The organism is Alishewanella sp. HL-SH06, from assembly GCF_052656265.1.
Map to the genome: position 1 here is coordinate 3,797,371 of NZ_CP199752.1, position 26,744 is coordinate 3,824,114.

19 protein-coding genes and 1 pseudogene are annotated in these 26,744 nt (G+C 49.0%); 13 read left to right on the forward strand and 7 right to left on the reverse strand.

Annotation, left to right across the window (positions count from 1 at the left end; genetic code table 11):
* The first annotated feature begins 80 nt into the window (after positions 1-80).
* Positions 81-431, forward strand: a complete 351-nt coding sequence (locus ACUJFK_RS17375) for a hypothetical protein (protein WP_445425629.1) — start codon at positions 81-83, stop codon at positions 429-431.
* Positions 431-1,726: a type II toxin-antitoxin system HipA family toxin gene (locus tag ACUJFK_RS17380; RefSeq protein ID WP_445425630.1), complete on the forward strand. Its 1,296-nt coding sequence runs from the start codon at positions 431-433 to the stop codon at positions 1,724-1,726. Before ACUJFK_RS17375 ends, ACUJFK_RS17380 begins: the two co-directional genes overlap by 1 nt.
* A 279-nt stretch (positions 1,727-2,005) precedes the next feature.
* On the opposite strand, the gene ACUJFK_RS17385 is transcribed toward ACUJFK_RS17380, so the two are convergent.
* The 6 genes from ACUJFK_RS17385 to ACUJFK_RS17410 form a co-directional block, all read right to left on the reverse strand.
* The gene (locus tag ACUJFK_RS17385) at positions 2,006-2,722 is read right to left on the reverse strand and encodes an SGNH/GDSL hydrolase family protein (RefSeq protein ID WP_445425631.1); all 717 of its coding nucleotides are present in this window, start codon (positions 2,720-2,722) and stop codon (positions 2,006-2,008) included.
* Complete coding sequence (locus ACUJFK_RS17390; RefSeq protein ID WP_445425632.1) at positions 2,722-3,945, reverse strand: sugar MFS transporter; 1,224 nt, start codon at positions 3,943-3,945, stop codon at positions 2,722-2,724. Before ACUJFK_RS17390 ends, ACUJFK_RS17385 begins: the two co-directional genes overlap by 1 nt.
* A gap of 90 nt (positions 3,946-4,035) precedes the next feature.
* Complete coding sequence (locus tag ACUJFK_RS17395) at positions 4,036-6,579, reverse strand: glycoside hydrolase family 3 N-terminal domain-containing protein (protein ID WP_445425633.1); 2,544 nt, start codon at positions 6,577-6,579, stop codon at positions 4,036-4,038.
* Positions 6,569-7,984, reverse strand: coding sequence for a glycoside hydrolase family 30 protein (locus ACUJFK_RS17400; protein WP_445425634.1), 1,416 nt, complete (start codon positions 7,982-7,984; stop codon positions 6,569-6,571). The genes ACUJFK_RS17395 and ACUJFK_RS17400 overlap by 11 nt, the downstream gene beginning before the upstream one ends.
* An 11-nt stretch (positions 7,985-7,995) precedes the next feature.
* On the reverse strand, positions 7,996-9,498 hold the full coding sequence (locus ACUJFK_RS17405) for a tryptophan halogenase family protein (protein WP_445425635.1): 1,503 nt from the start codon (positions 9,496-9,498) through the stop codon (positions 7,996-7,998).
* Positions 9,499-9,513: 15 nt separating this feature from the next.
* Positions 9,514-12,261, reverse strand: a complete 2,748-nt coding sequence (locus tag ACUJFK_RS17410) for a TonB-dependent receptor (RefSeq protein WP_445425636.1) — start codon at positions 12,259-12,261, stop codon at positions 9,514-9,516.
* A gap of 233 nt (positions 12,262-12,494) precedes the next feature.
* On the opposite strand from ACUJFK_RS17410, the gene ACUJFK_RS17415 reads away from it, so the two are divergent.
* Positions 12,495-13,799 carry a helix-turn-helix domain-containing protein gene (locus ACUJFK_RS17415; protein ID WP_445425637.1) on the forward strand — a complete coding sequence of 435 codons (1,305 nt, stop codon included), beginning with the start codon at positions 12,495-12,497 and terminating at the stop codon, positions 13,797-13,799.
* 82 nt (positions 13,800-13,881) lie between these two features.
* On the opposite strand, the gene ACUJFK_RS17420 is transcribed toward ACUJFK_RS17415, so the two are convergent.
* Entirely contained in the window at positions 13,882-14,682 is an 801-nt protein-coding gene (locus ACUJFK_RS17420) for an alpha/beta hydrolase (RefSeq protein WP_445425638.1), read from the reverse strand.
* 404 nt (positions 14,683-15,086) lie between these two features.
* On the opposite strand from ACUJFK_RS17420, the gene ACUJFK_RS17425 reads away from it, so the two are divergent.
* The 10 genes and pseudogenes from ACUJFK_RS17425 to ACUJFK_RS17470 all read left to right on the forward strand — a co-directional run bounded on the left by ACUJFK_RS17425 (position 15,087) and on the right by ACUJFK_RS17470 (position 26,743).
* The gene (locus ACUJFK_RS17425) at positions 15,087-16,484 is read left to right on the forward strand and encodes a TSUP family transporter (protein ID WP_445425639.1); all 1,398 of its coding nucleotides are present in this window, start codon (positions 15,087-15,089) and stop codon (positions 16,482-16,484) included.
* Positions 16,485-16,500: 16 nt separating this feature from the next.
* Positions 16,501-17,160: pseudogene (locus ACUJFK_RS17430) on the forward strand (TonB-dependent receptor plug domain-containing protein); the annotation flags it as partial.
* A 117-nt stretch (positions 17,161-17,277) separates the two neighbouring features.
* Complete coding sequence (locus ACUJFK_RS17435; RefSeq protein ID WP_445425640.1) at positions 17,278-17,886, forward strand: TetR/AcrR family transcriptional regulator; 609 nt, start codon at positions 17,278-17,280, stop codon at positions 17,884-17,886.
* A complete protein-coding gene (locus ACUJFK_RS17440; RefSeq protein WP_445425641.1) occupies positions 17,883-19,034 on the forward strand; it encodes an efflux RND transporter periplasmic adaptor subunit in 1,152 nt (383 codons plus the stop codon). Before ACUJFK_RS17435 ends, ACUJFK_RS17440 begins: the two co-directional genes overlap by 4 nt.
* Positions 19,031-20,233 (forward strand): ABC transporter permease, encoded by a 1,203-nt coding sequence (locus ACUJFK_RS17445; RefSeq protein ID WP_445425642.1) that lies wholly within the window; start codon positions 19,031-19,033, stop codon positions 20,231-20,233. Before ACUJFK_RS17440 ends, ACUJFK_RS17445 begins: the two co-directional genes overlap by 4 nt.
* 1 nt (position 20,234) lies before the next feature.
* Entirely contained in the window at positions 20,235-20,942 is a 708-nt protein-coding gene (locus tag ACUJFK_RS17450; protein ID WP_445425643.1) for an ABC transporter ATP-binding protein, read from the forward strand.
* A gap of 310 nt (positions 20,943-21,252) precedes the next feature.
* Entirely contained in the window at positions 21,253-22,290 is a 1,038-nt protein-coding gene (locus tag ACUJFK_RS17455) for an efflux RND transporter periplasmic adaptor subunit (protein ID WP_445425644.1), read from the forward strand.
* Between the two features lie 12 nt (positions 22,291-22,302).
* Positions 22,303-25,551 carry an efflux RND transporter permease subunit gene (locus tag ACUJFK_RS17460; RefSeq protein ID WP_445425645.1) on the forward strand — a complete coding sequence of 1,083 codons (3,249 nt, stop codon included), beginning with the start codon at positions 22,303-22,305 and terminating at the stop codon, positions 25,549-25,551.
* Between the two features lie 20 nt (positions 25,552-25,571).
* A complete protein-coding gene (locus tag ACUJFK_RS17465; RefSeq protein ID WP_445425646.1) occupies positions 25,572-26,180 on the forward strand; it encodes an SAM-dependent methyltransferase in 609 nt (202 codons plus the stop codon).
* 71 nt (positions 26,181-26,251) lie between these two features.
* Positions 26,252-26,743, forward strand: a complete 492-nt coding sequence (locus tag ACUJFK_RS17470; RefSeq protein ID WP_445425647.1) for a Dps family protein — start codon at positions 26,252-26,254, stop codon at positions 26,741-26,743.
* The last annotated feature ends 1 nt before the right edge of the window (position 26,744 follow it).

Consider the following 26,744-nt stretch of genomic DNA (forward strand, 5'->3'; position numbering starts at 1 on the left):
GCTTATGCTATTCTTAAAAAGAAAATATGATAGATTTGAAATCGAAAATACTTTTTTAAAGTAAGTTAAGAGGCCTTAATATGTCCAAAGATAGCATGCCCTCCCTCTCTACATCACTGCAGGAGCTCATTCAAGAACGCAATCAACTACAGCAAACGATGGTGCATTTGGACGAAAACATACAGGCAAAATTGCAGCAGTCAGCATTAGATGGGTACCGCCCAGTGAGCAGCGAAACAGTGCAATGTAGCATTGAGGCGCATAAGGGGGATCTTTCCATATCTGAACTGGTGGCTTTTGCCGGCGTATCGATGCAAACCTATTACAACTCGATCCAGAGAGTGGATGCTGTATCTGTAGGCAAGCTTAATAACCTAATTGGTGCTGTTGGTTTGCAACTTTATATTGGTAAGCGTCAGGGTAATAAGTAATGAGCGCTCCAACACGTATTGGTTTTGTGTATTGCAATGATCACTTAGCGGGGACAATCACTGAGTATTCAGTTCAAGCCGGTTACGAATATGAATTTCGTTATGACACGAAGTACTTACAAAGCGGGCTTGCTAAGATTGGTGCTAACCTCCCTCTGACTGAGTTCCCATTACACAGGAATTACCTACCTGCATTTTTTACTAATCTAATGAGCGAGGGGTGGGTAAAGCGCCACCAAGCGAAGCTAGCCAGACTGGATATAGATGACAAATTCGGTCTCCTACTTGCACATGGCGAAGAGCTGATAGGACCAATTAAGGTGCTGCCGAACTTACTCAAATATGAAGATGCAGCTCAAAAAGCTGAATTACCAGAGAAAAACCTTAAAGGCTTCACCATCGATTTTGCCAGGCATGAATTTAATGAAGTAGCCATGAGGTCTCTAGGCAGAGCGTCCATTTCAGGGGTTCAGCCTAAAATGTTTCTCACTCATAAACCTGGCGCCAGGAAAACGTTAACAGTCAGCATTGGTATAGGTCCATACATCGTAAAACCATCCCCAAGAGATTTACCCCATTTAGCAATCAACGAATTTATTATTATGCGGCTTTGTCAGTTGACTGGGTTTGATGTTGCAGATCATGCCCTTGTGCCGTTTTCATGTGGTGAACTGGCCTATGTGACGAGTCGGTTTGATTTAGACACCACCGGCAGAAATACAAGATTCATTGAAGATTTGGCTTCTGTCATGGAGGTTGCGCCAGGGAACAAAAGTAGCGAGGCATTATCCTACGAACATGCATTAAAAGTGGCTCACGCAAGCTGCGGTTACCACGCTCAAATACTTAAGGATGGTTTTTTGCACGTACTCATGGCGTACCTCGTTGGGAATAACGACTTACACATGAAAAACATGAGCTTGGTCAGGCCCCTTGACAGTGACACTGCAATCGGATTTTCAAAAATATATGACATGGTATCAGTAGCACCATACAAGGAATACGATGGTTCTGAGCTAAGTATCTGGCTTATGGAGAGTGAAGTGAAAGACGCAGAAAATACTAGTTCATACAAAAATTATGGCTATTATACTGAGCATGATTTTGTTGCGTTTGCCGCTCAACTGGGGCTGAACCAAAAGGTCGCGAAGAAACTTATCCATTCTTTGGTTAAAAAGGTATCGCAGAATTTAGACAAAGCTTTTAATAGTGTTACAGGTTTTGACGAACTTAAACACGTCATGCTAAAACGTATTCAAGGGCGAATGGAAACGATGTCACGCCCTTGGCTGTAATATATCAGCAACGTTTAAATTGAAAAGGTATTAATGTTAGCAATTGATTAAAAGCTAATGGGTTGAAAATTTAATTCAATACAAATGTCTGTGACTTGCAAGTAATTGAGTAGTGCTTTAAACAAAAGCAAAATTTTCTATGCTTAAAAGAGTATGTAACCTGCAGGCCTATTTTAGCAAATATTCAATTTTGCCGTGTCTGCCAGCCGGGTAAGCTGGCAGCGTTGTTCAAGCGAAGTACCTGAGCGTCAGCATTTTGCCTCATTAAGGCTGCTTGACTTAATTATTACTGCGGGCTTGGATCACACTTGCAATAACGGGTGTAATTAAAGACTCCATCACCGCATAACCCTCGGCGTTGGGATGCACCAGATCTTCAGCACTGGTAAAATCCGGTACCCGCAAACCACCTTTGCCATCATTCATGGCTGCATAATAGTCTACATAAGGAAGTTGCTGTTGCACTGCGTACTGCTTAATAAGCTGATTAAGCTCAACAATACGCTGCACCGGTTGCAGGCCGCTGCGCCATGGAAAATCACTGGCCGGTAATACCGAGCACAGAATAACACTGGCGCCGTGCGCGCGTGCCAGCTCGGCCATACTGAAAATATTGTCGGCTACCCGCGGTAAATCGATGGCGCCGCTGTTTTGTGCAATGTCATTGGTGCCGGCCAGAATTACCACCACCTGCGGTTTGAGGTTAAGCACATCTTCCCTAAAACGCAGTAACATTTGGTGGCTGACCTGGCCGCTGATGCCACGACCGATAAAATTATTTTGCGCAAAAAACGCCGGGCGTTGGTATGGCCAGAACTCGGTGATGGAGTCGCCCATAAATACCACCGGTACACCCTGTGGCTGTTGCGCCAGCAGCTGTTGGTTAGCCTGCTGATACTTTTCGTAATTCACATAACCGCTAATGTTCAAGCTCGTCTCCGCCGCAGCAAACGGCAACAGGGTACAGAGTAAGATACCGCACAGATAATTTTTCATTATTCCCCCTTGCCAGCTTGCGCCGCTTGCAAACTACACCAGCCAAACCAGGCAATGTAGCCATAACAGATTACCGGTAACAGTAATGATTGCGTCAGGCCAAAGGTATCGGCCAGCACGCCTTGTAGTAAAGGCACTATCGCGCCGCCGACAATCGCCAGACACAATAACCCGGCGCCCTGACCGGTGTGTTGCTTTAGTCCGCGCAACGACAAACTGAAAATCGTCGGGAACATAATGGAGTTAGCCAGCCCCACCGCCAGAATAGCCCAAAGTGCCAGCTGACCGCTGCTGTTCATCGCCAACAGCAACAGTACAATCGCCGCTGCGGCGTGCAGGCTTAGCATAAGACCACCGGCTACGCGCTGCATTACGGCCGCACCGATAAAACGACCGACCATCGCCCCACCCCAGTACCAGGCCACATAATGGGCCGCCTCGGATTCGGCTAACTGTAACACATGCGCAGAGCCAATAAAATTGACCAGAATCGAACCGATAGCGACTTCGGCACCGACATAGACAAAGATACCGACGGCTCCCAGTAGCAACAGCCGGTGCGATTTCAGCTCGCCCCAGGCCAGTGCTGAGGTAGTTTGCTGATGTTGTACCGCCGGTAAATTAAGTTTAGCGAACACCAGGGCAACCAGAAATAATACCCCGGTAAGTAACAGATAGGGCAGCTGGACCGCAGAGGCGCCGGGGCTGTTATCCAACGAACCCAGAATGAGCACCGCACCAAACAATGGCGCCAGCGTTGTGCCGAGAGAGTTAAAGGCTTGTGTCATGGTGAGCCGGCTACTGGCGGTGCGCTCTGGCCCCAGCACCGACACGTACGGATTAGCCGCGACCTGCAAAATGGTGATCCCGGAAGCCAGCACAAACAACGCCACCAAAAACCAGGGGTAGCTGTGAAAGTGCGCTGCCGGAATAAAATTCAGCGTACCTAAGCCCGCGATGAGCAGGCCGGTAACAATACCGCGCTGATAACCAACCCGGTTAATCAGCGCACCTGCCGGCAGCGACACCAGAAAATAGGCGGTAAAAAAGCAAAACTGGATCAGCATGGCCTGGGTGTAGTTAAGATCGAATACCGCTTTTAAATGCGGGATAAGAATATCGTTCAGACAGGTGATAAAGCCCCAGATAAAAAACAGGAAGGTCAGGCTGGGTAACGCCAGAGCACTGATAGCCTGAGTGTTAGCGGTTGATAGTGATTTCATTGCACATCCCTTAAATCCGGCGCCCTTAACGGGCGCTCTGGTTATGATATTGGCCGCTTGCGGCCGAGGTAGTTATTGGTTTAGCGCAGCTTATTTAGTACAGCTTAAGTCGGCAGCAGCCGTGGCCGGGGTAACCCGGATATTGGCCAGACTGACCTGCCAGGGCGCAGCACTTTGCAAATTAAATGGCTGATACAGATGATTCAGGGCGGCACCGGCATTGGCAAAGCACGCCAGATCAATAGTCAGTTTATGCCATTGCCCGCTAACCTTTTGCTGTAGCAAGTCGCCCAATGGCAGCTGGCCACCGCAACCGCTGCCACAAGACATGCCCAGCATGACGTCTGCCGTAGGCGCCTGGTTCCATTTCAGATCGAACACCAACTGACCATAACTGCTTAAATCCAGCGCTTCGCTCGCCTGCAGTACCAGCTGGGCGGCGTTGTTGCTGTTAAAACTGAGCTGTAGCGCATCTTCCTGTTTTTGCCAATTTACGGCGGTTAGTTGCAGGCTGCGATCGGAGGTAGCGGCTTTATTGCCGGCGACAGTAACCACCTCATTCCCCTGACGCAACTGCAGGCTAAGACCTTGCTGCGCACGCCGTTCAAACAGACTGAGCTGAGTGGTGGCTTTTTGTGTTTCGGCAACCTGTTCCGATAGCTGTGGCAGCTCGCTGAGCTGATGCACACTTAAACCATAACCAAAGGCAAACAGTGGCTGGTAATCGGTATCGGCGAAATTCAGCGGCTGTGACTCGGCATTGGCAGGCCAGGAGAAGGCCAATTTACCGCTAAAGTCGTGACGAATTTGTCCTGCCGCATCGCGGAACAGCAGATCAGCAATCGCATAACCGGCGGTACCGGGCAACCAGGCGGCGATAAAGGCATCAGAGGCATTCAGCTCCGGATTCACCCACAGCGGCCGGCCAGACAGAAACACCGTTACCACCGGAATACCCTGCGCTTTCAGCTGTTTTAATAAGGCTTCATCGCGGTTAACACCGGCCTGATAATCCAGCGTCGGGGTGTCACCATCAAACTCGGCATAAGGGTTTTCACCAATCACCACGATGGCCACATCAGGTTGCTGCGTAAAATTGCCATCAGCACTCAGTTCAACACTGCCGCCAGCGGCGGTAACCTGAGCGGCGATCCCGGCGTAAATGGTTTTACCTTGCGGAAAATCCTGATTGGTAGTGCCGGTACCCTGCCAGGTGACAGACCAGCCACCGCTTTGTTTCGGGATCGAGTCGGCACCATCACCGGCGACCAGCACGCGCTGCTTGGGCGTTAAAGGTAACAGTTGCTGGTTATTTTTCAGTAGTACCAGCGATTCGCGCACTGCCTGTTCCGCTAAGGCGAGATGCTCTGGCGCACCTATCAGCTGCTGCTGACCGGCGCCGGGCACTGCCGACGGTAACGGCTGCTGAAATAAACCGGCGCGGTGTTTAACCCGCAAGATACGGCGCACGGCATCATCCAGCCGCGCGCTGCTGATCTCCCCGGCACTGACCTGAGCCAGCGTATTCTGATACATAGCACGCCAGTCTTCCGGCACCATAATGATATCAATACCGGCATTGATTGCCGCGGCACAGCTTTGATTACTGCAGCCGGGTAACTGGCCGTGACCATTCCAATCGCCAACGACGATGCCATCAAAACCCAGTTTTTGCTTTAATACATCGGTTAACAGGTACTGATTACCATGCATTTTACTGCCGTTGACACTGCTAAAAGAGGCCATCACCGTTTGTACGCCGGCATTCAGGCTGCTGAAATAGCCCTGGGCATGCAGCGCAATCAGTTGTTGTTCGGTTAGCTCGGCATTGCCCTGGTCACGCCCCCCCGTGGTACCGCCGTCGGCCAGATAGTGTTTGGCGGTCGCGATGCGGTGGGCGCCTTGCAGAAATTGGCTGCCGGGTTGGCCCTGGATCCCTTTTACCAAAGCCGCACCCAGTTCGGCCACCAGTTCCGGTTGTTCGGAGTAGCTTTCGTAACTGCGGCCCCAGCGGTCATCACGGGCAACAGCGACAGTGGGGGCGAAGATCCAGTGAATACCGGTGGCGGCCACTTCTTTGGCAGTTGCGTGGCCTATGGCTTCGACCAGCTTGGCGTTACGGGTAGCGCCAAGACCTATGTTATGCGGGAAGATGGTTGCGCCACGGACATTATTGTGTCCATGCACGGCGTCGGTGCCCCAGATGGTAGGAATAGCCAGGCCATCAAGGCTGGTATCCAGTGCCGCCTGCTGCATTTTTTCGGCCAGTGCCAGCCAGTCTGCAGCACTGGCGGCTTTGTTATCATTCGGGAAGGCGCCGCCACCGTTTAAAAAGGAGCCAAAGCCATACTGGCGCATGTCTTCAACGGTCATCCAGCGGATGTCGGGCTGGATAATTTGTGCTACTTTTTGGGCGGCAGTCATATTTTGCAGTAGCTGTTCGATCTGTTGCTCTTGTGCCGGATCCAGAGCGATTGCCGGTTGCAAGGCCGGCCACAGCGACAGGTTGCCGCTATCGGCGGCCGGCGTTGCAGACGTTGTCGGCGTTGCCGTGGTGTTGTTTTCGGCGGGCGGCTGACAAGCACCGAGACTAAGCAGGCAAGCGACTGCGGTTAAAATCACTTTATTGGTCATTGTTATTTCCTTGTTCAGGCAAAATCAGGCTCAGTACGGCGCGCGCCGGCAGCTGCAGACTAAAGGGCTGTAGCTGGTGATCCAGTTGCAAATTTAATGGCTGCGGTTGTGTCTCAGTATTCAGCAGGATCAGCGCCACACGCTGATCGGGCCGCCGATAGGCAATATGCTTTACCGTACTTAAGGCACTGTGGCTTGCCAGACGGATTGAGCCGGGCGGCACCGTTTTACTGGCGTGTGCAATGATGTAATAGGCCACATTGCGCTCAATCTTCTGCTGGTCGATGGTTAAGGCGCCCAGACATTTGTTGCAGCCGCCGGCGGTATAAGGCTTGTATTCGCGATCGGCTGCCAGGTTCCACTGCAGCACATTTTTGGCCCAGTGTGCCGGCGCGCCGATAATCAGATGCTCGATATGCCACAGCAGGGTGCTGCCAAAGGCAGAACCCGCACCCACCCATTGCTCGGTAAAATAGATATGTTTATCCGGATGAGCTTGTTTCAGTGCTGTCAGATCGCTGATTTCGCCACCGTAAAGATGGAACGCCGAGCCATCGATATAGGGCCGTGCTACCGGATCATTTAATACGCTGATGGCGTATTCCACATGATCAGTGTTGTGGTCATAGATCTGGATTTTGGTTTTGATGCCGGCAGCCTGAAAAGCCGGGCCTAAATGCTGTCCGACAAAGGCGGCCTGATCCCAGGCATGCATCAGCAGGCTGGGATTATTGTGGGCGTTTAACGGTTCGTTTTGTACGGTGATGGCATCAATACGAATGTTGTGTGCCTGCATCGCCTGAATATAACGGACAAAATAGCGGGCATAGGCCGGATAAAACCGGGTTAACAGTTCGCCGCCGACCGTCGACTGATTGCTTTTCATCCAGGCTGGCGGTGACCAGGGGCTGCCCAGCAAACTGATCTCCGGGTTAATGGCAAGAATTTCCTTCAGTAGTGGGATCAGATAACGTTCATCCGCTTTGATGGAAAAATGCGTCAGCTTCGGATCGGTTTGACCGGGCGGCAAATCGTTATAGCTAAAGGCTTCGCTGTCTAAATCGGAAGCGCCAATGCTGAGACGCAGGTAACTGATGGCCATTTGATCGCGGGCGAACAGTTCCTGCAATAATTGCTGCCGCCGGGCCGGATCCAGCCGCATTATGTGCATGGCACTGCCGCCGGTCAGGGTGTAGCCAAAACCATCCATCGTCTGGAATTGCTGCTGGCTGTCGATTTGCAGCAAGGGTAAACCCTGCTGCAGCGGTTGCTGCCAGAGCGCAGGTTGGCTGCTGAGCAGATGTTGCTGATCGGCCGTGGTCAGGAAACCACTGGCCGCCTGCGCAGGTAACACTAGCCAGGCCCCGAGTATCATGGTACCCAGAGTGTTGCGGATTATTTTCATTATTATTTTCCTCAGGTTTTCGCCGCCAGCCGGGCCAGAAATTCGCTGTGGCTTGGCATCGGTTCAACACAACTGCGGATCACCTCAGCAGTGGTCGCTGCAAATTCGTGGATCTGCGCCTCGCTTTTCAGATCGACCAACGGATCGTACCTCTCTGGCAGCAGGCCCTGTCCCAGCAGCACCTGCACCCAACTGTCTTCGCGGAAAAGTTCGTCGGGGATTTGATGCACGCGGCCATAAGCGCGGAAAATCTCCAGCTTTTGCACCAGCGAATCCGGCACCTGCATCCGCTGACAGTAACGCCAGTATTCAGAGTCTGTGCGCTCGGTGACTTTATAGTGTGCAATAATAAAATCGCGGATTTGGGCCATTTCGTTGGCCGCTTGCAGGTTGTACTGATCGATATTGGCCTGACACAGTCGCTTATCCGGAAACAACGTAATCAGCCGGATAATGGCCGTTTGCACCAGATGCAGGCTGGTTGATTCCAGAGGTTCCAGAAAACCACTCGACAGACCCACTGCTATACAGTTTCCCCACCACATTTGTTTGCGCTTACCGGTGTTAAAGTTGATTAGCCGTGGCTCAGCTAGCGCCGGTGTATCGAGATTAGCCAACAGAGTTTCGCGGGCCTGGTCGTTACTGAGAAAACCCGAGCTGAACACCATGCCATTACCGGTACGATGCTGCAGTGGAATGCGCCATTGCCAACCGGCGCTATGCGCCGTAGAGCGGGTATAAGGCGGGATATCACTGAGCGTTGCTGAGGGCACGGCCATGGCGCTGTTATTCGGCAACCAGTGGCTCCAATCATCGTAGCCTACCCCGAGTGTCTGCCCCAGCAATAACGAACGGATACCAGAGCAGTCGATAAACAGATCGCCTGTAATCGTTTGGCCATCGGCCAAAAGCAAATGCCGGATATGACCATTGATTTCGTTACGGGCAACATGGCTAATCATGCCTTCCACTCGTTCTACGCCGCGCTCTTCGCATAGTGTTCGTAAAAAACGGGCGTAAAAACCGGCATCAAAATGATAGGCATAGGCGATTTCCCGCAACGGAGATTGCTGGCGATTGGCATCGGCCGGCATAAATTTATGCTGCTGGGCCATTTTGCTGGTTATACAGTAATCACCAAGCGGGCTCGCTTGGCCGATTTGTTGTAATTTAAGCCAGTATTGGTAAAAGCTCAGCCATTCCCATTGCCGGCCCAGGGTACCAAAAGCATGGAAATAATCGTCCTGTCCATTTCGCCAATTAACAAACTGAATTCCCAATTTAAAGGTGGCACCGGTGGCTTTGATAAAACTGAGTTCATCAATACCCGCCAGATAGTTAAAGCGTTTAATGGCCGGGATGGTGGCTTCGCCCACCCCGACAGTACCAATTTGTTCAGACTCGACTAAGGTGATGCGGACTTTGCCTTGCAGCAGTTTTGACAGCAAGGCGGCGCTCATCCAGCCGGATGAGCCGCCACCGACAATCACAATATGCTCAATTGCTTCAGACATTGTGATTTATGGCCCTTAAAGTTTATAGCTGACGCCAAACAGGAACTGTCTGCCGTATTCTTCGTAAACTTCAGGGAAGTTACCGCCATTTTCCTGCAGCAGGCTCAGCCGGGTGCTGTAGGGTGAGTTCGTCAGGTTATTGACCTGGAATAACACCGTTAAACCGGCCAGGCGTCCGTCGTCAAAGCTATAACTTAACTGGGCATCAACCTGCTTATCTGCCAGTACCTCGGTATAACCGCGGGTAGCAAATAATTGCACCACTTCGCCACGGAAGGCTGAGCGGTAACGCTGGCTGATCCGGGCTGACAGGCCGTCGTTTTCATAATAAAAGGTCAGATCACGTACCCGATCCGATAAGCCTGGCAGCTTGTTGCCGCTGGATGGACCATCTGGTTTGATGTCGGAGTCGGTCCAGGATTGACTGCCGATAAAACCAAAGCCCTGCAGCGGTTGGTAGAACTGCCCCATATCCAGTGACATACTCAATTCCAGACCACGGATATTACCGCCCTGCCCATTCGCCGGCCGGCTCATATTACCGATCGGGCTAACAGGTTCAACGTTGGAGTTATTCGGTGCGTTAGAGAAGTCAAAATCAAAGTTCTGGGTGTAGATATAGCTATCCAGCTTTTTGAAGAAAGCACCGGCGGCAACATAGCTGCTACCCCCCAGATAGACTTCATAGGTTAAATCGACGGCTTTCGCGCGCCATGGCTCTAACTGTGGGTTACCGCTACTGCCGCTCCAGCGCCGGCTGTCGACGCCAACACCGGCGGTGATATTGGCCCGCATTTCATCCATACGTGGCCGCGCCATGGTTTTACCTAAACCGAGGCGGACAAATTGATCGTCCTGTACTTCCAAACTCAGGTTCAGCGCCGGTAACACATCGTTGTAGCTGGCGCCCTCTTCAACCTGTACCAGGGTTGCCGGGTTATCCGGCCGGTAATCGCTGGCGAGGAAACCGCGCGATAGCTGGTCGGTCTGGACGAATTGGGTACCAATATTGCCTTTTAGTGGACGACCAAACAGTTGGGTATCCAGGTTTAAGCGGATAAAGCTGGTCAGCACTTCTTCTTCTACTGCCCAGGCTTTGTTCCATCTGTTGGTATCCAGGATTGGTTTGGTATCATAGTAACGATCGACCGTTGCCATAATATCGTAGGCCAGGAACCCCGGAATACCGGCATAGGCCAGCGAGGTTGGACGCAGCAGTAAAGACGTATCGACCTTGACCGGCGCTCTGCCGTTTTTCAGGAACAGGTCATTATCGTCAACGACCTTGTCTTTGTTACGTTCGGTGTAGTTAACCCCAACATCAAATGAACTGAAGTGTTCACCCAGCGCGCTGTCGGTCAGATCGTAACGGCCGGTTAATTCAGCGGCACGAACTACTTCTTTAACATGCGGGAAGCGAATGGCGCCATCGTGTCCCCAACCTCCCCAGGGGGCCGGATCGCTCAGCTGAACTTTATTCACGTCGGCATAATCAATACCCGGCGTATAGGTTGGGAAACCCAGCGGCTTGATATCGAAACCGATGTTGTCAAAACTGCCCGTAGGGATTAAACCGGCATAGACTTCAAGCACCTGCTCTTCGCGCTCAGAGCCAGAATAGGATAAGTCGGCTTCCAGCGTCCAGCGGTCCAGTTTATATTGGGTATTCCAACCAATGGCTTTCAGTTCATCGTCACGGGTGTTGTTACCGCTGAGCAATACCGGGCGCAGGTTAGTGGCAACACCGCTTTTCACCACTTTGGTGCCACCAAAATTGTCAAATGTCGGATTCAAAAATTGCATGCCGTCGCCCGTCCACTGGTTTGAAAACCACATGGCGCTACGCATTATCTCATCTTGTTTAAATTTGGAGTAATACGTATCCAATACAGAGTGGAACTGGTCATTTGGCCGGTATTCGAACACTGCCATCATACCGTCGCGCACTTGACTGCGGGCCACGGCGGTTACTTCCTGGCCGACTAACCCCAGCGCATCGTCATTTGCGGTGCCTTCCAGCGCCTGATCCACAGTGCTCCACTCCCAGGCTTTGTGGCGCTTAACCTGCGTTGGTGTATCCATGTGCGCATAGCCAATTGCAACACCGATGGTGTTGTCAGCAAACTGATCGATATAAGATGCACTGCCACGCCACCCATTGGGGGAGATTTCCGAGTGTATCTGATCAAAGGAACTCTTTTCGCCGCGCAGGTTAAATACAATAGCCTGTTCACCATGCGCCAGTGGCCGGATAGTACGTAGGTCAACCGTACCGGATAACCCCATTCCGGCGATAGCGACATCAGAGGTTTTGTAGACTACCGCGCCATTGATTAGCTCTGAAGGATATTGGTCGAACTCTACCGCCCTGTTATCACCGGCACTGGCTTGTTGCCTGCCGTTAAGAGTGGTTGTCGAAAAATCCGGTGCCAGACCTCGGATCGAGATCACTTGGACTCGACCATTGACCCGTTGACCAGCCAAACCTGGTAGCCGGGTAAGAGATTCGGCGATGCTCTGATCCGGCAATTTTCCTATGTCTTCTGCTGAAACCGCTTCAACTACGCCGATTTCATTTTTCTTGATATCAACGGTCGTTTCCATACTACGACGAATACCTTTAACGGTAATCACTTCGATTGTGTCTTCGGCAGTTTGATTGTTTACCCTGTCTTGCGCTGTCGCTATGGCTGGCATAAAACTTAAACCAACAGCAATACCGAGAATTTGCTGCATAGCCATACGCAATTTATTCTTTTTCATTATATTATGCTCCTTGAACCAGTAGTAAACGTTAGCATGGTGAAAGACATGCATTAACGTCACTTTGACCATAATGGAGTGAAATATTTTTGTCGTTTGAATAAGGTCAAACCTGCAAAAAAATTGTATTGCGGTAAGTTCGAATAAAGTCGAACCCAAATAAGCACATGATTTAATTGCTTAATATTTACTTTGCTTTTTGATTTGAATCAGTAGATGGTTAATAAAATTGCTTGCCGAATCAGATGACTCAAGGCATAGTGACGAGCGATTTCTGGCACAGCCAAAGTGCTCAGGTGTTTTGCGACCACCTCAACGGACAGGTTTCTGCTTTTATGGACACGATTCTTTTCAATTTCCATGACCTGTTAATGGTGGTAACCGCCTTTGAATGTTTATTGCTGGCTAGTTTATTGACTGCTGCGGCCGGGCAATCCTCCCTTAGCAACCGCTTTCTGGTGTTATTTTTATTTTGTCATTTCCTGATCCCGCTGCATGAATTGATGTTCTGGGGCACGCACTTCCGCATTTGGCTACTGGAAAGCTCACCAGACTGGTTTTTTGTATTTAGCTTTGCCTACTACCTGGACGGGCCTTTACTGTACTTTTTTGTCCGCACCCTGCTGTATAAAGATGTGCAGCTAAAGCCCGCTGCCAGCTGGCACCTGCTGCCGCTGGGTATTTATGTGCTACATATGCTGGTGAATTTCTATCTGAAAGACTATGCCACGCAACATACGCTGATTGAGTCGCAACATATTGCGTATTCCGGCCCGCATTTATATATCGAAACGCTCGGTCGCTTTATCCGTATCGGTTATGTTGGCTGGTGCTTTTTGCTGGTGTGGAATTATCGTAAGCAATTACGGCATGAGCAGGCTGAATCCAAAACGTCAGATGTCGCCTGGTTAAAAATTATGCTGACTGCCTTTTTCTTGATTTTTACCATCGATACTGTACTCAACTGCTTAAAACTATATGGTTATCTTGCGAACGACTTTGATTTAGATTTGCTGAATGTGGTGGGACTAAGTAGTTATTATCTAAACTTCATTGCTCTGAACATTCTGATTTTTTTACGCTTCACTTCTTTTGTAACAGTGGCTCCCGTCAGAGAAGAGCCATTGTTTGAGTCGAAAGAAGAAAACTCAGCCCATTTTGACCAGGAAGTCGCAAAACGACTGGAGCAACTGATGCTGCAGAGGAAATTTTATACTAATCCTGAAATTACCCTGGATAAACTGGCTGAAGCGGTAGGTTATCCGCCGAAAAAGATTTCACTGACGATAAAACAGTGCTACCAACAAAATTTTTACGAATATATCAACCGCTACCGGATAACAGAAGCCAAGCTCCTTCTAGCTGAACAAGGCCCTGCTGCGAAAAGTATTACCGATATTTATTTTGAGGTAGGTTTTAATAGTAAATCGGTTTTCAATACTTTCTTTAAACGGCTGGAGGGCATGACACCAAGTCAGTACCGCGAACAACTGCTGACGCAGACTAGTGATAACTCAAAGGTAGCGATATTCAAGTAATAAAATAAAGCCCTTTTAATAGATTTTCACGGTAAAGCTTTAGTATAACTTGGGATAATTGTTAAGCGATTTAGTTGCCTCTCTATTCATATGTTTTAGCAATTTGCAACAGCAGCGGTAACGCTGGCTCTACCATATCGTGTCCGTAGCCATCCAGTTCAAAAATTCGGGTAGATTTGTGACCGTTTACTTTCATCATACGTTCAAAATAAGCGTTCTCTTCGTAACGGCCAAGAAGCTCAAGCTCTCTATCACCGGTTATTAGTGTAATGGCAGGTGCATCTTTTCGAACATGGAAGAGAGGCGCGAAAGCGTCTATAACAGGTTGCTCACCTTTGATGCCTCGTTCTTCTCTCACGGTAAAGTGGGTTACAGTATGGCCGCTAAACGGGACCAGTGCAGCTAATTTGTTTGCATTGACATTATGCTTCGCAAGCCACTGGATATCCATACCGACCATAAGCGCGAGGTAACCTCCTGCAGAGTGACCAGATAAAATGATTTTGTTCGGATCACCACCGAAGTCTTGAATATTGTGATAAACCCAAGCTACCGCACTAGCAGCATCCTCGATGTAGCTTGGGGATTTAACCTTCGGGTACAGGCGATAATTAGGTGAAACAACACATACGCCTTGATTTAATAGCCTTTGAGGTAGATTTTTCTCGCCGGATCTTAAGCCGCCACCGTGGAACCAGATAATAACGGGTCGTTTTTCATTGTCTTCCGGACAGTATATATCGAGTACTCCTCGCTCAATGAGGTAAGCTTTGGTCTCGCTATTGTGGCTCACGTAGGGAATATTGCGCCATTCTTTTGAGAATACTGAGTAATTCACCAAAAACATGGACAGTAATAGGAATATGTACTTTTTAAATCGCATTTACTTCTCCACATAGTGAGTAGGTACATTAACAACTCAATAAATTTTACACTGTGTTGTAGGTTTCGCCCGTTTTGCATTACATAATTCTGGAAGACGCTGCTGCACTATGCGGGGTGCAAAACGGCACCCGAATTTACAACCACGATCAATGGTTGATTACCACCCGTTGCATTTTCACGGAAATACCATTTTCAGCACTCATCCAGTTACTTGATCGTCTGCTATGAGCGATGAAGCAGCTGTTCAGTTTAGGCTCTCTCGGAAAAACGAATGTCTACTTTGCCTTGTTAGCTGATATTCGTTTTAAAACAATCCATGTTTACTCCGTCGATACAGAACCTTCAACAAAATTAAATTCTTCCAGACTTTACCATCAAAGCCTTTGCCGCCAAAGTATTGGCATGACAAGTGCCAGTATTTTTATCTTAAGCCAAGCCACAGACCGCAAAATTTTTAAACCGTTGTTATGGATGATCCCCTGTTGTTTCGTTGGTTTTATATTGGGGATGCAATCTTTGCAAAATTTACCGGTTTATATCATCCAAGCACTATTCCTCAGTCTAATAACTGCCTTTGCCGTGGTGTACAGTCTTGCATCACATCGCGGCTGCCAAGCGAAAATGAGGAAGCCTCAGTACAGTGAATTGCTGATGATGTTGGTGATCTTAATTTCAGGTGGCATGTGTGCCAGTTTATTTGGTACCGGCGCTGATATTATCCTTTACACATTGCTGGTCACGCGCTTTCGGATGCAGTCACTGTCTTTAGGAGCACGCTTAGAAAAAATGGCCGGTGTTAGTAACGTTGCAACGGGTGTTCAATCAGGCAAACCGGTTTTAAGAGGACTTAGCGGTGATCGGATCCGTATTCTTTTAGACGGAGTCCCGCAGGATCATCAGCAATATGGCGTGAGACACCCACCTAACCTTGATCCGGTTTTAGCTGATAGGGTTGAGGTCGTGAAAGGTCCCATGAGTGTATTATACGGCGCCGATGCGATGGGAGGTGTTGTCAATGTTATCAGCAGACCTCTACTGCTTGATTCAGGCTCGACAGGAATAAAGCGCGCAACGCTCTTTTCGCAATATCATTCGAACAACAACCAGCGTAGCCTCTATTTGGATGGCGATGCCAGCTACAATAATTGGGGCGGCTATTTAGGATTAGGTCAAACCGAGGCGGACAACTTCGCAACACCTAAGGTGCTAACCTATCCTGCAAACAACAGCGGTACTGCCCCACTTTTTTCCGGAGAGATCCCTTTTACTGATTTCAAAGCACGGGATTTAGCCTCTGCAATTGGTTTTGTTAATGACACATTTGAAAGCACGTTACGCTATACATTTTGGTCGAATGACCAGAATTATCTGCAACAAAACGGTCAACCCACCGGCCAATTCCTGAAAAATCACAACGTGTTATTTGATAGCGCTTATCAATTTAACGATGTGTTATTAATAAAATCACGCTTAAGCTGGCAGCAAAACCTGCGCGATGCAGGAACCGGTATTGCCTATCAGGCACTCAATGACGATACCGTTGACTTGAGCCTTGAGCTTAATCGTTATCAGGGTCGCTTTTCAGTATTGCATGAGGCGATAGGTGGTTGGCAAGGCGAACTGGGTATTGATGTAGTAAATAAGCAGCAATATACCCATGTGGGCAATCTGATTCCGGATGCTAACAGCAAAAGTTATTCCGTTTTTGCCTTTGAACGACAATCAGCAGGACGGTGGGTAACGGAAATTGGTTTACGCTTCGACCATATGAAGCAGCAAGCAGATTTAATCAACGCGTGAAAGCGACTCGCGTCAGTGGAATGCATTAAGTGGCTCTTTAGGACTCACCTGGCAATTTGCTGATAGTTGGTTAGCGACCACACATCTGGCCAGGGGGTTCCGGGCGCCTTCTGTGTTTGATCTTTATGCTAAGGGCGTTCATGGCGGCGTGGCAGCCTATCAGCAGGGTAACCCCTTGCTTGAGCAGGAATATTCTTTCAACAAAGATGTCGGTATTCGTTATTTTACGCAGCGCGTTAATGTTTCATTTATTGTCTTTCATAACGCCATTGATGACTATATCTACCAAGCCAGGACCGCAGAGCTGCATGCACCATCTGGCCTACCTATTCATCAGCTTAAGCAGGGTGATGCTAAACTCTGGGGCAGTGAGATAGAGGCACAATGGCAGTTTACTGATAGCCTCAAACTTAAGGCAAACTATACCAAAATCAACAGTAAACTTAGCGATATTGGTACGGAGCTGCCGTTACTTCCTGCTGACAAAGTTCATGCAGAGCTGCTGTGGCAGCCAGAGACGTTACTGATTTTTCAGGCTGCAGAGCTGTATCTCAATACGCAATATTACGCAAAAAAACAAAGTGCCGGTGTTTACGAACCTTTTTCACAATACGATAGGTTACCGTTCGGCACTGCATCTACTGAAGCCTATGCACTTTGGAATGTCCAGCTATAGTGTCAGCCGCACTTTCACATTTCAAGACATCTTTAATTAGAACAACCTAAAATTTAAGTTTGCATTCTTAGCATTAGCAACTAAGATAGTAATTGATTACTATCTTAAGGATTCGCCATGAGTGAACCACGCAAACACCTACCCGCTGATGAGCGAAAGGCCGCAACGGTCGACGCCGTTTTGAGGTTAGCCGCAGAACAAAATCCCAGTGATATCACAACCTCTGCAATCGCCAAAAAAATGGGACTGACGCAAGGGGCCCTATTTCGACATTTCGCGACCAAGGACAGTATTCTGGAAGCGGTTATGGGTTGGGTAGCTGAGCGCTTGCTGTTAAGAATTGAGCAGGCTGCCGACAATAAGTCTTCGCCGTTAGTCGCACTTGAAGCAGTCTTTATGACACATATCCAGTTTGTAACAGAGCATCCGGGCGTTCCAAGATTATTGTTTGGCGAATTACAACGTCCGGGAGCAACACTGCCCAAAAAAATGACAACACGCTTACTGGCTAGATATAAAGATAGGATCACGCATCTGCTTAAGGCTGCCGTGACGCACGGCGCCTTGCCTCCGGAGCTGGATATTCAGAGCGCGGTAGTTCTCTTTATTGGCTCTATCCAGGGCTTGGTGATGCAGGCGCTTATTGCTGATGATATCAGTCTTATTAATCGTGATGCTGCCGGTGTGTTTGCGATATATAAGCGCGGGATCGGAGACAATACATGAGCATCTCGTCTTTAAAGACTAAACATCTTTTGCTGGTCGTAATGCTGTGTTCGTTAGTCGGTTTATTTTTCTTCGTCGCTTTAAGATCAGGGCCTCTCGCACCCATTGCAGTCACGCTAAGCACCGTGGAATCCAGATCAATTACACCCGAACTTACCGGCATAGGTAACGTTCAGGCTCGCTATACCTATAAAATTGGCCCTATCATCAACGGTAAGCTCCGCTCCATCAAAGTGAATGTTGGAGACACCGTCTATGCCGGACAAGTACTGGGAGAGATGGATACGATTGACCTTGATCAGAAAATCCAGGCTCAGGAAGCTGCGATTAAAACCGCTGAAGCAGCAGTGGTGCAAGCCGCGGCCAAAGAGGAGTATGCCAAAACTCAGGCGCGGCGCTATGAGCAACTGATATTAACCCGCGGAACCAGTGAAGAAATGTTGCTCTCAAAACAACAGGAGCTGGCCATCGCCAGTGCCACCCTGAGTGCCAGTTTGTCAGATCTTGCCCGCTTCCGCGCCGAAAAACAGGTCCTGATAGCACAACAACAAAATCTGGAGCTCGTTGCTTCAGCTGACGGACTGGTGGCAGCAAGAAACGCTGAGCCGGGCTCTACCGTGGTAGCCGGGCAAACCATTATCGAGCTCATTGACCCGGCCAGTTTATGGGTTAATACCCGGTTTGATCAGCATAGCGCCGAGGGATTAACCGCAGGACTGCAAGCCGAGATTATCTTGCGCTCCCGGCAATCTCAAACCTTGCCTGGCACGGTACTTTGGGTTGAACCCAAGGCGGATGCGGTGACTGAAGAAATGTTAGCCAAAATTATTTTTGCACAGCCACCTCTCCCTTTGCCGTCAGTAGGCGAATTAGCAGAAATCACTGTAAAACTTCCCGCCTTAGCTCCGGGCCCAAGTATCCCCATTGCCGCCATTCGTTCATTACAGGGACAACGCGGGGTATGGAAAGTGGATAATGATAACTTAGAGTTTGTACCGGTAATTTTGGGGAGAACCGATCTCGCTGGTCATGTGCAAGTGCTGCAAGGTTTAGAAATTGGCGACTCGGTCGTCGTTTATAGTGAAAAAACGCTCGGTTTTAACAGCAGAATCAAAGTCACTGAGGCGATACCGGGAGCGGGTCGTTGATTAGCCTGGCTGGCCGGGACATTCTGCACTCCTGGGGTAAATTTATTTTTACCGGTGCCGGACTTGGGCTATTAATTGGCGTAACGTTAATCATGGCAGGCGTCTATCGGGGTATGGTTAATGATGGTCGTGTGCTGTTAGATAATAGCGGTGCTGAGCTTTGGGTCGTGCAAAAGGATACCTTAGGGCCTTATGCTGAATCTTCCAGTTTGCCGGATGATTGGTGGCGCGCGATCAGAGGTATTCCGGGTGTATCTGAGGCCACCAATGTGACCTACCTGACGATGCAGGTACAAAAAGGTGAGCGTGATGTTCGGGTCATGGTGGTTGGTATTGCCCCGGATGGCCCCGGTACTGCCGGCTGGCCACCGCAACTTGTGGCGGGCAGGCATATCATCCGCAGTCATTATGAAGCTGTTGCGGATATCGCTTCCGGGTTTATGCTGGATGATGAAATAAAAATCCGCCGCAATTATTATCGCGTGGTTGGCCTAACCCGGCGCATGGTGTCATCCGGCGGGGATCCGATGATTTTTATCCCGCTTAAGGATGCGCAGGAAGCACAGTTTTTGAAAGACAATGATGCCATCTTAATGCAACGGCGCCGGACTGCCGACAATCCGATGTTTAACCGGCCAGCGACTCCGGGGTTATTGGAGTCCGTAGTGGAATCACAGCTGGTTAATCATTCCGTCAATGCGGTGTTGGTCCGCATTAAACCCGGCTATGATGCTGAGGACATCGCCGAATCCATCCGGCGCTGGAACAGGCTGACGGTGTATACCCGTCTGCAAATGGAAGAAATTCTCATCGGTAAGCTTATTGCCACCTCAGCACGCCAGATAGCAATGTTCCTGATGATTTTAGCGGTAGTCAGTGCAGCAATCGTTGCATTTATCATCTACACCCTGACCATGGATAAAATCCGCGAAATAGCGGTGTTAAAGCTTATCGGCACCCGTAACTGGACTATCGCCTGGATGATCTTACAGCAAGCACTGGTGCTCGGCGGTCTCGGATTTATTGTCGGTAAAATCACGGCAACCTTTGCTGCCCCGCTTTTCCCCAAATATGTTCTGCTGCTGCCGCTGGATTCTGTTATCGGTTTCTTTGTGGTAATGCTGATCTGTGTATTGTCCAGTCTGGTGGCGATCAGAATGGCGCTTCAAGTCGATCCGGCAGAAGCGATTGGAGGTTAAAATGCCCACACAAGGCATTCATATTGAAGGACTCAGCAAACAGTACGGCACCGGTGATACTGCATTCCTGGCACTTAAAAATGTTAATATGCGAGTTGCTCCCGGTGAAGTCGTCGGCTTAATCGGGCCTTCCGGTTCGGGTAAAAGTACGTTATTGAAGTGTCTGGGAGCGGTAATCGATCCAACTGCGGGACGAATAGCCCTGGGTGATAAAGTGATTTTTGACGGGCGCTGGCAGGTTAAGGATCTGCGAGCATTACGCCGCGATAAAATCGGTTTTGTCTTTCAGGCACCGTACTTAATTCCATTTCTCGATGTTTTGGATAACGTTGCCTTACTGCCTATGCTGGCCGGTATGGACAATATCACCGCTAGGAAACACGCCATGGCGCTACTAACTGCGTTGGATGTGCAACATCGGGCTCATGCCATGCCATCTCAGTTATCAGGTGGTGAACAACAGCGCGTTGCCATTGCCCGTGGATTAGTGAACAAACCGCCGGTAATCCTGGCCGATGAACCGACTGCCCCCCTCGATTCTGTCAGGGCACTGTCCGTAATACGGATGCTCAACGAGATGGCTAAACGTTTTCAAACAGCGGTGATTGTGGTGACCCATGACGAAAAAATCATTCCAACCTTTAAACGGATTTACCATATTCGAGATGGGGTGACGCATGAGGAAGTCGGTGAAGGCAGAGCGTTTTGATTTATCTGAGCTCAGGCATCCTGACTCAACAGGTGCAAAACAATCTGGTTGATGACATGACCGAATTATCAGCAGATATGCAAACCGCGGTTTGTTCAGCATGCACTGTTGCATTAACAATGATTGCTGCATTAGCCTTTTTTGCGTTAATTTTAGACAGATTTTTGGACATATGGCTCATGAACTGATTGACGAAGAGTCTGTTTGTAAGTTAATAACTTTATTATTTTTCCCTAAAGTATAATTCGTCTGGTTTAAATTTGATAATAACCTGGTTATTAAACATTTATTCTCTTAGTAGGGGTAAACAATGTATTCGCTACGCAATCTCGCTATCTCGCTTATAGTGTTCTTGTTTACACCTGTTCAGGCGCAAACCTGGTTTACGGTTCAGCAGCAAACTCTTCCACAATGGCTAACACTGCCTGTAACAATCGAAGCCATCTCGTCCGCGACAGTCTCAGCACAAACCTCGGGACGTATCACTGAGCTTCCTTATGATGTGAATGATATGGTCTTACAAGGCGCCATCATCGTGCGCTTTACTGATATCGAACAGCAAGCGAGGTTTAAACAAGCTCAGGCGCAAGCCAACGAAACCCAAACCCGGCTTGATGAAATGCAAAAAGAGCAACAGCGGATCACGGAACTACATGAACAAGGGCTGGTCGCTAAATCCGCTCTGGATCAGGCCAATGCTAACTTCGCCGCTGCCAAAGCAAGACATCAACAAGCACAGGCAGCATTAATGGCGGCAGCTGAACAACTGGAACAAACCGTGGTGCGCGCTCCGTATACTGGCATTGTCCAGCAACGTTTTGTCGAGTTAGGTGAACTGGCTAATCCCGGACAACCTTTAATTCGGGGATTAAGTCTGGAGCACTTGCGAATAAGTGGCCAACTCTCGCAGCAACACGTGGCTGCAGCCCAGCAAGTCACTATGGCACAATTGGTTGCGCAGGATGGCACGGTACTTCCACTTAACAACATCCAACTTAAAATCGCTCCGGAAGCTGATCGGCTTGGCCATAGCTTTTTATTCCGGCTTGATTTACCTCAGGGTGATTATCGAGAACATGGTCTTTATCCTGGAAGTTGGCATCGTTTGAAGCTAAAAATAGCAGAGCACACTATGTTGGTTATCCCCAAGCTCGCGCTAGTAAAACGGGGCGAAATGCTAGCCGTGTGGTTAGCCTCTCCTAGTGGTCGCATCTTACAGCCGGTCCGGGTAAAGGAGTTGCCTGATAGTACACTACAAGTCCTGTCCGGTTTGGTAGCAGGCGATCGAGTTATAGCCAATGCGTCACTGCCTGCAACGGGTCAACAACCCTCAGCGATAATGGAATAGCAGGAGTTTGGCATGACTAAATCGCTTGGTATTGCCGGTCAGCTGGCCCGTTTTTTTAGAGTAAATCAACTTACGCCTTTGTTGGCATTGGTCGGTTTTTTACTTGGTGCCTTCGCCGTTTGGGTGACCCCACGCGAGGAAGAGCCACAAATTGAAGTCACCTTCGCCAATGTCTTTATCGCCTATCCCGGCGCCAGTGCCGCCATGGTGGAAAAACAGGTCGCTGTGCCTGCCGAGAAAATCGTTGCTGAAATTGCCGGTATTGAACATATCTATTCGGTATCTGAACCCGGCATGGCCGTCTTGACCGTGCAATTTAAAGTCGGTGAGCACCGCACCGATGCACTAGTTCGTCTTTATAATGCTTTTTATGCTAATTCAGACTGGCAACCTGCAGATAGCCGTATTGGCCCGGTTTTAATTAAACCTAAAGGAATAGATGATGTGCCCGTATTTGCGGTCACGCTGTGGGGAGATCGCGAGACGGTTACTCACAGCCAACTCAGTGCTGCGGCACGAAGTTTGGCTGAACAACTACAGCAAGTACCGGGCACCCGAGATATTTATCCGATAGGTGATACCCAGGATTCACTGTTAGTGCGTTTTAGTGTCGCGCAGCTGGCAGCCTACCAGCTTGACCTGGCCAGTGTTAAGGCTGCGTTATTACAAAGCCAGGGGCTTAGCCAGCAAATGGGCATGCTGGAGCAGGAGCAACAGATTTTATTAGAATCCGGCCACCCGCTGCGAACGCCTGAAGACGTAGCCGGGCTTATTATCGCCGTCAGACAAACCGAAAACGGCAAAGTACCGGTGTATTTAGGTGACGTTGCTGACATTACTCTTGCACCTGCTGAACCAACCAGCTATGTGCAACATATCGTGCACGCTGATAGAAGCGATATCAGCGCAGGATCTGACGACACTCAACTACACCAATACCCTGCAGTCACCTTGTATGTGTCCAAACAACCGGGCGTGAATGCGGTTGAAGTGACTCAGGCCATTGAACGGCGGCTGATAGCATTGAGTGACGATTACATGACGCATGGTGTGCGCTACACGGTTAGTCGAAACTATGGCGAGACCGCGAAAGCCAAGGCCGACACCCTGATTAAAAAATTGTTATTCGCCACGCTTTCAGTCGTACTGTTGGTTGGCTTTGCTCTTGGCTGGCGAGAAGCCTTCGTGGTTGGTATGGCGGTGATTATTACCCTGGCTCTGACACTTTTTGCGTCCTGGGCTTACGGCTTTACCTTAAACCGGGTGTCACTGTTCGCCTTAATTTTCTCGATCGGCATTCTAGTCGATGATGCCATCGTTGTGGTGGAAAACCTGCATCGCTATTGGTTGGAGGGTAAGCAAAGTCTGCTAGAGGCCATTCCTAAAGCAGTTGATGAGGTTGGTGCTCCGACCATCCTTGCAACTTTTACCGTAGTCGCGGCGCTGTTGCCGATGGCCTTCGTGTCGGGTTTGATGGGACCTTATATGAGCCCGATCCCGATTAACGCCAGTATGGGAATGTTGTTGTCGTTACTGGTCGCCTTTATCTTCACGCCTTGGTTATTTTATAAAGTGTTTGCTAATTATCAGCCGAAGGACGCACATCACGACACCTCAACCGCTGGCAGTGAGCGGCTATTTAAGCGGCTGATGTCACCTTTTTTAGACCAACAGAAGGGTAAACGTAATCGGTTACTGATGTTATTGGCGCTACTTATTGCGATATTCAGTTCAATGTTGTTAGTACAACAACAAGCTGTAGTGCTAAAAATGCTACCTTTTGATAATAAATCCGAGTTTCAAATCATTGTTGACTTACCTGAAGGTAGCACCCTTGAGCAAACGCAGCGAGTGCTTAACGACATCAGCCAGCAATTACTACAACATCCTGCGGTCGCGCATTTACAAACTTATGCCGGTACAGCGGCACCGATTAGTTTCAACGGCTTGGTCCGGCAATATTATTTACGCCAACAGCCGTGGCATGGCGATATTCAGGTTAACCTTTATCCGCACACAGCGCGTGATCAGCAAAGTCATACCATCGCCTTGCAAATTCGCGAACAGCTTTCACAGATCATGGTGCCAGAAGGCAGTAGCATAAAATTGGTCGAAGTCCCACCCGGGCCACCGGTGATGGCACCTCTGGTAGCCGAAGTGTACGCCGCAGACTATGCCACCCAGTTAGCTATTGCTACTGAGCTCAAACAATTCTTCGCCAAAACTCGCCATGTTACCGACATTGATTCAACTCAGGAAGCCGCCCAGACCCGTTGGTTGTTCCAGATTGATCAACAAAAAGCGGCTTTACTCGGCGTGGCGGTTAGTGACATTAATCAAAGCATTCAACTTGCCATCAGCGGTCAGGCTGCCGGGTATTTATACTCAGCACAGCACTATCAACTCACACCGATTTCGCTGCGCTTAGCCGAGGCTGAGCTAGCAGACTTAACACAATTATTGCAGTTACCCATTGCGACAAGAGATGGTACCACTTTGCCACTAGGTGAGTTGCTCCGCATTGAAACCACATCAAGACAACAAACAATTTATCGGAAAGACTTGCGACCGGTCGTCTTTGTCACTGCGGATCTAGCCGGTGGCAGCGACAGCCCGTTGTATGGCATGCTCGAAATCAGTAAGCACCTGAAGCAGCAACGCCCTGATCTCAAGCAGCACTTTATCGCCCCACCCCAGGCATCTACCCAACCTGGCATAAAATGGAACGGTGAATGGCAAATAACCTATGAAACCTTTCGCGATATGGGATTAGCCTATGCGGTGGGATTAGTGCTGATTTATCTATTAGTCGTGGCACAATTTAAATCTTACGGTGTGCCGCTGATTATTATGGCGCCCATTCCGCTAACCTTAATTGGGATATTGCCAGGACATTGGATAATGCAACAAGCCTTCACCGCCACATCGATGATTGGCATGATTGCCCTTGCCGGCATTATTGTCCGAAACTCAATCTTGCTGGTGGACTATATTCAGCAGCAAACTGTAGCGGGTACCGCACTGAAAATCGCTGTTATTCATGCTTCCGCCGTGCGGGCCCGCCCAATCATTCTAACTGGATTGGCAGCCATGTTGGGCGCGTTCTTTATTTTGGACGACCCCATTTTTGGTGGCCTAGCAGTATCATTAATCTTTGGTATTTTTATCTCCACCTTACTGACCTTAGTGGTCATCCCGGTGGTTTTTTATGCTTATCATTTTGACCCGCAGTCTGCTGAGCTCGGGATTAAGTCGTCGTAATAAAGTTAAAAAGGAAAGATATGTCCGGTTCTACATTTTGGGATGAGCGCTATGCTCAGGAAAACTATGTGTATGGCGAAATGCCAAATGACTTTTTGGTCAGTCAGATAGCTAGAATCAAGCCAAATTCAAAAGTGCTGTGTTTAGCCGAGGGTGAAGGACGAAATGCCGTTTATCTGGCGCAATTAGGTCATGATGTGACCGCCGTCGATATCTCAATGGTGGCATTGGATAAAGGTCGCCGACTGGCAGACAATGCCGGCGTAAAGGTACGCTGGCAACAGGGTGACTTGGCGAACTATGCGCTTGGTGAAGAGAAATGGGATCTTATCGTCGCTATTTTTATGCATTTACCAGAAGCCATCCGGGATCGGGTATTTGCGCAAATTAAAACAGCGCTGCGACCTGACGGGCTTTTTATTGGCGAGTTTTACCGACCTGAACAACTAAGTTTTAAAACCGGTGGCCCACAGGATATTAAGATGCTGTATAGCCTTTGTATGCTCGATGAACAGCTCAAAGGCCTGACCATGTCACATCTACAGGCATGTGAACGGGAAGTGGTCGAAGGCACCGGACACAATGGCATGGCCGCGGTCTGTCAGGTGGTAGCGGTAAAGCCTCAATAATCAATGATAGTGCCGGAGTGGCGACTAAAACGGTTATTTTTATGTATGTCGGAAAAAACAAGGAAAACACGATGAGTAATGAAAAAGCTGGATTACAGAATCCTGATATTGGGATCAGTGACGAACACCGTAAGCAAATTGCAGCGGGTCTGTCAAAATTACTGGCCGATAGCTACACGCTTTATCTGATGACGCATAATTTTCACTGGAATGTGACAGGTCCGCAATTTAATGGCCTGCACAATATGTTTATGGAGCAATATACCGAGCAGTGGAATGCGCTGGATGATATCGCAGAGCGGATCAGAGCCTTAGGACATCCTGCACCAGGGACTTATAAACAATTCTCTAAGTTAGCCAGCTTTGAAGAAATCGAGGGCGTACCAAGCGCTAATGAAATGTTGCAGCATCTGGTTAAGGCGCAAGAGGCAACCGCCAGAACAGCCCGCTCATTATTTGCGCTTGTCGAAGAGGCTAATGACCAACCTACAGCAGATATTATAACGCAACGCTTGAATGTGCATGAGAAAACGGCTTGGATGTTGCGTAGTATGCTGCCTTAAA

What these genes read in the sequence shown, in the direction of transcription:
- ACUJFK_RS17440 (WP_445425641.1), top strand. Translation starts at nt 17,883, where the DNA reads ATGAGCATCTCGTCTTTAAAGACTAAACATCTTTTGCTGGTCGTAATG.
- ACUJFK_RS17400 (WP_445425634.1), bottom strand. Translation starts at nt 7,984, where the DNA reads ATGAAAATAATCCGCAACACTCTGGGTACCATGATACTCGGGGCCTGG.
- ACUJFK_RS17420 (WP_445425638.1), bottom strand. Translation starts at nt 14,682, where the DNA reads ATGCGATTTAAAAAGTACATATTCCTATTACTGTCCATGTTTTTGGTG.
- ACUJFK_RS17390 (WP_445425632.1), bottom strand. Translation starts at nt 3,945, where the DNA reads ATGAAATCACTATCAACCGCTAACACTCAGGCTATCAGTGCTCTGGCG.
- ACUJFK_RS17410 (WP_445425636.1), bottom strand. Translation starts at nt 12,261, where the DNA reads ATGAAAAAGAATAAATTGCGTATGGCTATGCAGCAAATTCTCGGTATT.
- ACUJFK_RS17385 (WP_445425631.1), bottom strand. Translation starts at nt 2,722, where the DNA reads ATGAAAAATTATCTGTGCGGTATCTTACTCTGTACCCTGTTGCCGTTT.
- ACUJFK_RS17425 (WP_445425639.1), top strand. Translation starts at nt 15,087, where the DNA reads ATGACAAGTGCCAGTATTTTTATCTTAAGCCAAGCCACAGACCGCAAA.
- ACUJFK_RS17435 (WP_445425640.1), top strand. Translation starts at nt 17,278, where the DNA reads ATGAGTGAACCACGCAAACACCTACCCGCTGATGAGCGAAAGGCCGCA.
- ACUJFK_RS17395 (WP_445425633.1), bottom strand. Translation starts at nt 6,579, where the DNA reads ATGACCAATAAAGTGATTTTAACCGCAGTCGCTTGCCTGCTTAGTCTC.
- ACUJFK_RS17380 (WP_445425630.1), top strand. Translation starts at nt 431, where the DNA reads ATGAGCGCTCCAACACGTATTGGTTTTGTGTATTGCAATGATCACTTA.
- ACUJFK_RS17405 (WP_445425635.1), bottom strand. Translation starts at nt 9,498, where the DNA reads ATGTCTGAAGCAATTGAGCATATTGTGATTGTCGGTGGCGGCTCATCC.
- ACUJFK_RS17460 (WP_445425645.1), top strand. Translation starts at nt 22,303, where the DNA reads ATGACTAAATCGCTTGGTATTGCCGGTCAGCTGGCCCGTTTTTTTAGA.
- ACUJFK_RS17455 (WP_445425644.1), top strand. Translation starts at nt 21,253, where the DNA reads ATGTATTCGCTACGCAATCTCGCTATCTCGCTTATAGTGTTCTTGTTT.
- ACUJFK_RS17465 (WP_445425646.1), top strand. Translation starts at nt 25,572, where the DNA reads ATGTCCGGTTCTACATTTTGGGATGAGCGCTATGCTCAGGAAAACTAT.
- ACUJFK_RS17470 (WP_445425647.1), top strand. Translation starts at nt 26,252, where the DNA reads ATGAGTAATGAAAAAGCTGGATTACAGAATCCTGATATTGGGATCAGT.
- ACUJFK_RS17450 (WP_445425643.1), top strand. Translation starts at nt 20,235, where the DNA reads ATGCCCACACAAGGCATTCATATTGAAGGACTCAGCAAACAGTACGGC.
- ACUJFK_RS17375 (WP_445425629.1), top strand. Translation starts at nt 81, where the DNA reads ATGTCCAAAGATAGCATGCCCTCCCTCTCTACATCACTGCAGGAGCTC.